Below are 7,275 nucleotides of genomic sequence, written 5' to 3'. Positions count from 1 at the left end.
ATCGAGCGCACCGCGTCCGGGTCACACAGCCCACCCCCGGCAGCGATGGTGTCCGTGACATGCGCATCGATCGAATCGTCGGTGTCCGGCAGCACCACCGCGATGCCGCCCTGCGCGTAGAAGGTTGCGGTTTCAGAAGCCTTGCTCAGCACCACCACCCGGCGGCCACGGCGGTGCGCGGCAAGGGCGGCGACCAGGCCGGCGACCCCGGTGCCGATGACGACGACATCGGCCCGCTGATGCCAAGCCGGGATCATTCGCCGCCGCCGGGTTGACCGATCTCGATCATCCGCTGCACGCTGCGTCGGGCCAGCCGCGCGGTCTCCGGATCGACGTCGACGACGTCGGCACCTTCCACCAGGCAGCGCAGCAGCGCCGCGGGCGTGATCATCTTCATGTACTTGCACGACGCCCGGTCGTTGACGGCGCGGAAGTCGACTTCCGGTGCCGCCCGGCGCAATTGGTGCAGCATGCCGACCTCGGTGGCGACCAGCACCTGGCGGGCGCGGGTATCCCGCGCGGCATCGAGCATGCCGCCGGTGGACAGGATCTTCACCCGGTCCTCCGGGAACGCCCCCTCCCCGGCCAGGTACAAAGCCGAAGTGGCGCAGCCACACTCGGGGTGCACGTAGAGTTCGGCGTCCGGATGTGAACGCGCCTGGTCGGCCAGCTCGTCACCGTTGATGCCGGCGTGCACGTGGCACTCACCGGCCCAAACCTGCAGGTTCTCGCGACCGGTCAGCCGCCGGACGTGAGCGCCCAGGAACTGATCCGGGCAGAACAGCACCTCGCGGTCCTCCGGAATGGACGCCACCACCTCGACCGCGTTCGACGAGGTGCAGCAGATGTCGGTCAGCGCCTTCACCGCCGCCGTGGTGTTGACGTAGGACACCACGACCGCGTCGGGATGCTCGTCGCGCCAGGCGCGCAGATCGTCGGCGGTAATCGAGTCGGCCAGCGAGCAGCCGGCTCGCTGGTCGGGAATCAGCACCGCCTTCTCCGGAGACAGGATCTTCGCGGTCTCGGCCATGAAGTGCACGCCGCAGAACACGATGGTGTCCTCGGGCGCCTCGGCGGCGATCCGCGACAACGCCAGGGAATCGCCGACGTGATTGGCGACGTCCTGGATCGCGGGCAGCTGGTAGTTGTGCGCCAGCAGCGTGGCACCACGCAACTCGGCCAGCCGGCGTATCTCGGCGGCCCATTCCTCGTCGCCCACGACGCCGGAATAGCCGGTCGGACCATCGATGATCCGGTCGTCCAACACCGTCATGGCAGCCTCCTCGCTATCGCCAGTGAGGTTTTCGACTTATAATCGAAAACATGGCCAATAGTAGCACTGGGCATGAAGTGCTCGCCGTCGTCTTCCAGGTTCGACAGCTGAGCACACCCAAGCCGCAGCTCAGCGTGCTGCTGTGGCAGCGTGCCAAAGAACCGCAGCGCGGCGCCTGGTCGCTGCCGGGTGGCCGGCTCCGTCATAACGAGGACATGACCAGCTCGGTTCGTCGTCAACTCGCCGAGAAGGTGGACCTGCGTGAGTTGACTCACCTCGAGCAGCTCGCTGTGTTCTCCGACCCACACCGGATCCCCGGCACCCGCACCATCGCGTCGACATTTCTCGGCCTGGTGCCCTCCCCCGCCACGCCGGAGTTGCCGCCCGACACCCGCTGGCATCCGGTGCACGCGCTTCCGCCGATGGCATTCGACCACGGCCTGATGGTCGAGCACGCGCGCATCCGACTGGTCGCGAAGATGTCCTACACGAACATCGGATTTGCCTTGGCACCAAAGGAGTTCGCGCTGTCCACGCTGCGCGACATCTACGGCGCCGCGTTGGGCTATCAGGTCGACGCCACCAACCTGCAGCGGGTGCTCGCGCGGCGCGGCGTCATCACCCCGACCGGCACCACCGCGCGGTCGGGCCGCAGCGGGGGCCGTCCGGCGGCGCTGTATCGCTTCACCGAATCGGCCTATCGCGTCACCGACGAGTTCGCGGCACTGCGCCCGCCCGGGTGAGGCGACTGGATTCTTAACGCTCTCTTAAGTAAGAATGTCCGGATGGCTTTGGGCAGCGCAGCGCCGGCAACCGGTGCCGAGTGGATCGGGTACGTACCGCACGAGGAGATCGAGCGGAACACCCGTCCGCAGCTGCCGACCGATGATCCGTTCTACGACCCACCGCGGGGCTTCCAGCACGCCGCGCCGGGCACCGTCCTGCGCAGCCGCGACGTCGAGGTGGCATTCCTCGGGTTGATCCCGCAGAAGTTCACCGCCACCCAGCTGCTGTACCGGACCACAGACATGCACGGTAAGCCCGAAGCGACCGTCACCACGGTGATTGCGCCGGCCGAGCGCGGCGACGAGCGGGTCTGCCCGGTGCTGTCGTATCAGTGCGCGATCGACGCGGTGTCGTCGCGCTGCTTCCCGTCGTATGCGTTGCGCCGGTGGGCGCTGGCGCCGGGCGCGCTCGCGCAGTTCGAGTTCTTCCTCATCTCTGCGGCGCTGGCCGAGGGCTGGGCGGTGTCGGTGCCCGATCATGAGGGACCGAACGGGGCGTGGGGCACACCGTATGAGCCGGGCTACCGCGTTCTCGACGGGCTGCGTGCCGCGCTGAGCTCGGAGCAGCTGGGTCTGTCGGCGGCGGCGCCGATCGGGATGTGGGGCTACTCCGGCGGTGGCCTGGCCACCGCGTGGGCCGCCGAGGTGAGCGGCACGTATGCCCCCGAGCTGAACATCGCCGGCGCGGTGCTGGGAGCGCCGGTGGCGGATCTGGGCCATGCCTTCCGCCGGCTCAACGGCAGCTTTTTCTCGGGCCTGCCCGCGATGGTGGTGGCCGCACTGTCACACGCCTATCCCGAGCTCGACCGGGTCATCCAGGAGCACGCGACCGACACCGGCAAGGCGATGCTGCTGCGGGTGGAGAACATGACCACCGTCCATGCCGTGCTGCGGCTGATCGGCATGGACATGGGCAAGCTGGTCGACCGGCCGCTCGAGGAAATCCTCGACATGCCCGAGGTGAAACAGGTTTTCGACAGCATCAAGCTGGGCACGGCGGTGCCGACGCCGCCGGTGCTGATCGTGCAGGCGGTGCACGACCGGATCGTCTCGGTGGACGACATCGACGAGCTGACCGACACCTATGAGTCCGGCGGTGCCGCGGTGACCTACCACCGGGACATGTTCAGCGAGCACATGTTGCTGCACCCGATGTCCGCGCCGATGGCGCTGCGCTGGCTGACCGACCGGTTCGCGGGTAAGCCGTTGACCGAGAACCTGGTGCGGACGAAGTGGCCGACGCTGCTGAATCCGATGACCTATGTGGGCATGGCGCGGCTGGTGCGCATCGCGGCGAAGGTCATCACGGGGAGGACGGTGGAGCGACAGCCGCTGTGACGGGCAATTGCGGCTCTTCCGGGGGCCAGCCACCCAGGTCGTCACGTGGCGTCGACACCGCGAGCAGCGAGTAGGTCAGCGCGCCCATCGCCGCGGGAAACAGGAACGTCGCCGCAATCATCAGCGGCGTGTGCGCAAAGAACACGGCCGGAGCCTCGGTGACGTAGTGCACCCGGTCCTCCGGCGAAATCGGCGCGCCGGCGATATCCACGATGTCGTAGCGCCATCGCACCAGCAGCGCGCCGACCCCGGCCGCGGCGCCCGCGGCGGCCGCCGAGCCGATCGCCAGCGCGGCGACCAAGACCGGTCCGCGATGCGCCCGCCACTGCCAGACCAACACCGCCGACACCACGGCCAGCACCACCACCAGCCCCACCAGCAGAAACGCCCCGAGGAAGAAGTGGTCGACCTCGTTGCCGAGAATTGCGTGTATCCGATCGCCGTCACGGGTCAGTGCGATCACGCCGTGCAGGGGTGGCGCAATCCAGGCCCACAACGCACCGATCAGCGCTCCCGCCACGGCCAGGCCGACGACCACCGTCAGCGCGGCGCAGCGACGCGAAATCCGCGGAGCGGCAACGTCGTTCATCGCTGCGCCTCGAGGTCATCGGAGTCCAGCAGGCCGTGTCGCGAGCACTTCGCCGACCAGCCGTCGGGCCGCACCTGCACGATCATCCGGCGGCCGCACTCGGCGCAGAACCGCGGCGGCTCCAGCCCGAGCCGGGCCGCGGCCGGCACCGCACCGCCGGCCGGAGCCCCGGTGTAGACGTTGAAGTTGGCCGCCATCGCTACAGGGTGGCGTTGAGGGCCTTGATCGGCATCTGCAGATCGTCGAGCAGTTCCAGATCGGCCCCGGCCGGACGGCCCAGCGTCGTCAGGTAGTTGCCGACGATCACCGCGTTGATGCCGCCCAGAATGCCTCGCTTGGCGCCCAGATCGCCGAGCGTGATCTCCCGGCCGCCGGCGAACCGCAGCATGGTGCGCGGCAGCGCGAGCCGGAATGCGGCCACCGCCTTGAGCGCCTCGGTGGCCGGCAGCACGTCCAGGTCACCGAAGGGGGTGCCCGGCCGCGGGTTGAGGAAGTTCAGCGGAACCTCGTCGGGATCCAGCTCGGCGAGGTCGGCCGCGAACTCGGCGCGCTGCTCGAGCGTCTCGCCCATGCCGAGGATGCCGCCGCAGCACACCTCCATGCCGGCGTCCCGGACCATCGACAGCGTCTCCCAGCGCTCCTCCCAGCTGTGGGTGGTCACCACGTTGGGAAAGAAGGACCGGGCGGTCTCCAGGTTGTGGTTGTAGCGGTGCACGCCCATCGCCGACAGCCGCTCGACCTGCTCGGCGCTCAGCATGCCCAGCGAGCAGGCGATCTGGATGTCCACCTCGTTGCGGATCGCCTCGATGCCGGCGGCGACCTGGGCCAGCAGCCGCTCGTCGGGCCCGCGCACAGCGGCGACGATGCAGAACTCGGTGGCACCGGATTTCGCGGTCTGCTTGGCGGCTTCTACCAGGCTCGGGATGTCGAGCCAGGCGCTGCGCACCGGGGACGCGAAAAGCCCTGACTGCGAACAGAAGTGGCAATCCTCGGGGCAACCGCCGGTCTTCAGGCTGATGATGCCCTCGACCTCGACGTCCGGGCCGCACCAGGACATCCGCACCTCGTGGGCCAGTGCCAGCAGTTCGTCGAGCCGGTCGTCGGGCAGCTGCAGCACAGCCAACACCTGGTCCCGGTCGAGACCTACGCCCCGCTCCAGCACCTGCTCGCGGGCCAGCGCCAGGATGTCCGTCAACCCATGCTCCTCTGTCTCGACTTGAACGCCGTTCAGGTTAGGGTAGCGGTGTGCAGCTGCACAAACGCGACGTGGTCGAGGCGGCGACGGCGATCCTGGACAACTACGGCATCGCCGATCTGACGATGCGCAGGCTGGGCCGCGAACTCGACGTCTCCCCCGGCGCACTGTACTGGCATTTCGCGAACAAGCAGCAGCTGCTCGGCGCGGTCGCCGACCGCATCCTGGAGCCCGTCGACGATGCCCCGGGCCCGTGGCGCGACCGCGTCGCGGGAATCTGCGGGCGCCTGCGGGATGCGCTGCTGTCGCATACGGACGGCGCCGAGTTGGTGTCGGCCAGCTTCGCGGCCGGTCAGTCGGAGGCGATGGCGCAGATACTGGCCCGGCTCAGCGACGCGGCGACCGAGGCCGGCGTCGACCGCGCCCACGCCGAATTGGCTGCCCGCACGGTGGTCTACTACGTGCTGGGGTTCACCGCCGACGAGCAGTCCCGGCTGCAGTGGGACGCCGCCGGCGCCGAGCTGCCGGACGCGCAGTCGGTGCTCACCGACGATGCGGGCGAGCGGTTCGGCTTCGGGGTCGCCCTGCTAATCAATGGCATCGACGCCGAAATCGACACCAGCGCGGGAAAGTTCGGGTAAACACCGCGCTAGTGTCGATCTGGGCGCCAGCCACGCGACGCCAACGCCGTCCGCGCGCGCTCGACGATGTCGTCGTCGCAATCCTCCTTGATGACGCGAATCACGATCCAGCCCAACCGCTCGAGCCTTGGCAACACGCGTAGGTCCTTGACGTACTGCGATCGGCTGGTGCGGTGTTGGTCGCCGTCGTACTCGGCGGCCACCATGAACTCTTCCCAGCCCATGTCGACCATGCGCACCAGCTTTCCCCGGCCCTCAACGATCGGAATCTGAGTAGTCGGACGCGGTAGGCCCGCGTCGACGAACAAAAGCCGAAGCCGGGTCTCCTGCGGCGAGTCCGCACCACCGTCAACCATCGGCAATACCTCGCGCAGTTGACGTAGCCCGCGTGCGCCGGGGTGGCGCTTGGCGAGCAACAGGACGTCCTCGGTCGAGAAGATCCTGGCACGCATCAGAGCGTCAAGCCGCGCCATCGCTTCCGCACGCGACAAATGGCGGCCGAGGTCGAAGGCGGTGCGGGCGCGCGTCGTCACGGGAATTCCCGCGATGCGGGTGATTTCGTCATCCGCGAGCGCCTCGTTGCGCACGATGAGCCCATGCTGCCGACGGGAGTTTTGGAAGATCAGTTCGACGGGTGCGTCGGCGTCGACCCACGCGGCTCCGTGCAACGCCGACGCCGCGACGCCCGCGACCACGGCACGCTGCCGCGACCACAGCCACGCGCCGACGGTTCGGTCACGCAGCGACGGCTCATGGCTCTTCGGCAGGTAGATATCGCGAAAGATCGCTTGATACCAACGGCGCAACTCGTATTCGGTCAGCTTGCCCGTCGCGACGGCCTCGCTGCCAATGAAGACCTCCCCCATGGACCGATTCTGGCAATGCGTGCCGACACTGGCGCTATCGTCGAAGGACGTGATCACCGTCGACGATGTGCGGCGCATAACCACGACCCTGCCCAGGTCCTACGAGGTGGTGGTGCGCGACCGGATCAAATTCCGAGTCGGGCGGATCGTCTACCTGGCATTCTCATCACGCGACGAGACCATCATGGGGTTCGCCTTCCCCAAGGAGGAGCGCGCCGGGCTGGTCGCCTCCGAGCAGAAGTTCATGCAGTGTGCCGAAAAGGGTTGCAGCCACGGTCAACTGATCGGGTACTCGCGTTTGGAACTGCCGTCCCAGCGGCGCAGTCCAATGACTCTGCCCGCGATCTCGGGTGGCTTGCCCGCGATCCGCAGCGCGCGGCCTAACTGTCCGGGCACGACTCGTCGCGCCATCGTGATGTGGCCGGTCCACCGTCCGGGCAGCGCGTTCGCCGTTGGACCCGGTTGCAGGTGCGGCAGCGACAGCCGATGCACCTCGGCGTGAAGATCCAACAGCTCGGTCGTCGGCACCACCAACCGGGACAGCACCACTTTGGATCGACCGAACAGCAGCGGTGCGCCGATCCGGCA

General features: G+C 68.2%; 9 protein-coding genes and 2 pseudogenes. 4 read left to right on the top strand and 7 right to left on the bottom strand.

The window, feature by feature from the left end:
* Positions 1-257 (bottom strand): FAD-dependent oxidoreductase (locus ACRDU5_RS01365; protein ID WP_526612427.1); only part of this gene is annotated, 257 nt, incomplete at its 3' end.
* Positions 254-1,273 carry a quinolinate synthase NadA gene (gene nadA, locus ACRDU5_RS01360; RefSeq protein ID WP_526612426.1) on the bottom strand — a complete coding sequence of 340 codons (1,020 nt, stop codon included), beginning with the start codon at positions 1,271-1,273 and terminating at the stop codon, positions 254-256. The genes nadA and ACRDU5_RS01365, both read right to left, overlap by 4 nt.
* Before the next feature lie 50 nt (positions 1,274-1,323).
* On the opposite strand from nadA, the gene ACRDU5_RS01355 reads away from it, so the two are divergent.
* Both ACRDU5_RS01355 and ACRDU5_RS01350 read left to right on the top strand, forming a co-directional pair.
* Complete coding sequence (locus ACRDU5_RS01355; RefSeq protein WP_526612425.1) at positions 1,324-2,016, top strand: NrtR DNA-binding winged helix domain-containing protein; 693 nt, start codon at positions 1,324-1,326, stop codon at positions 2,014-2,016.
* Between the two features lie 42 nt (positions 2,017-2,058).
* Positions 2,059-3,396 carry a lipase family protein gene (locus ACRDU5_RS01350; RefSeq protein ID WP_526612424.1) on the top strand — a complete coding sequence of 446 codons (1,338 nt, stop codon included), beginning with the start codon at positions 2,059-2,061 and terminating at the stop codon, positions 3,394-3,396.
* On the opposite strand, the gene ACRDU5_RS01345 is transcribed toward ACRDU5_RS01350, so the two are convergent.
* Genes ACRDU5_RS01345 through bioB form a run of 3 tightly spaced genes read right to left on the bottom strand, consistent with a single transcriptional unit; the run spans position 3,362 to position 5,180 of the window.
* Entirely contained in the window at positions 3,362-3,985 is a 624-nt protein-coding gene (locus ACRDU5_RS01345; protein WP_526612423.1) for a DUF2567 domain-containing protein, read from the bottom strand. The two genes, ACRDU5_RS01350 and ACRDU5_RS01345, sit on opposite strands and share 35 nt — an antisense overlap.
* On the bottom strand, positions 3,982-4,182 hold the full coding sequence (bsaP, locus tag ACRDU5_RS01340; protein WP_526612422.1) for a biotin synthase auxiliary protein BsaP: 201 nt from the start codon (positions 4,180-4,182) through the stop codon (positions 3,982-3,984). Before bsaP ends, ACRDU5_RS01345 begins: the two co-directional genes overlap by 4 nt.
* Positions 4,183-4,184: 2 nt before the next feature.
* The gene (bioB, locus tag ACRDU5_RS01335) at positions 4,185-5,180 is read right to left on the bottom strand and encodes a biotin synthase BioB (RefSeq protein WP_526612421.1); all 996 of its coding nucleotides are present in this window, start codon (positions 5,178-5,180) and stop codon (positions 4,185-4,187) included.
* 50 nt (positions 5,181-5,230) lie between these two features.
* Here bioB and ACRDU5_RS01330 point away from each other — a divergent pair, with 50 nt between their 5' ends.
* Positions 5,231-5,821: a TetR/AcrR family transcriptional regulator gene (locus ACRDU5_RS01330; RefSeq protein WP_526612420.1), complete on the top strand. Its 591-nt coding sequence runs from the start codon at positions 5,231-5,233 to the stop codon at positions 5,819-5,821.
* 8 nt (positions 5,822-5,829) lie between these two features.
* On the opposite strand, the gene ACRDU5_RS01325 is transcribed toward ACRDU5_RS01330, so the two are convergent.
* On the bottom strand, positions 5,830-6,687 hold the full coding sequence (locus tag ACRDU5_RS01325) for a type IV toxin-antitoxin system AbiEi family antitoxin (protein WP_526612419.1): 858 nt from the start codon (positions 6,685-6,687) through the stop codon (positions 5,830-5,832).
* Positions 6,688-6,736: 49 nt separating this feature from the next.
* Here ACRDU5_RS01325 and ACRDU5_RS01320 point away from each other — a divergent pair.
* Positions 6,737-6,934: pseudogene (locus ACRDU5_RS01320) on the top strand (MmcQ/YjbR family DNA-binding protein); the annotation flags it as partial.
* A 29-nt stretch (positions 6,935-6,963) separates the two neighbouring features.
* Here the strand turns inward: ACRDU5_RS01320 and ACRDU5_RS01315 are convergent.
* A pseudogene (locus tag ACRDU5_RS01315) lies at positions 6,964-7,275 on the bottom strand (2'-5' RNA ligase family protein); the annotation flags it as partial.

The organism is Mycobacterium sp., from assembly GCF_050701515.1.
Lineage (GTDB): Bacteria > Actinomycetota > Actinomycetes > Mycobacteriales > Mycobacteriaceae > Mycobacterium.
Note: the sequence above shows the minus strand (reverse complement) of the source record. Positions and strands in the feature narration are given on the sequence as shown.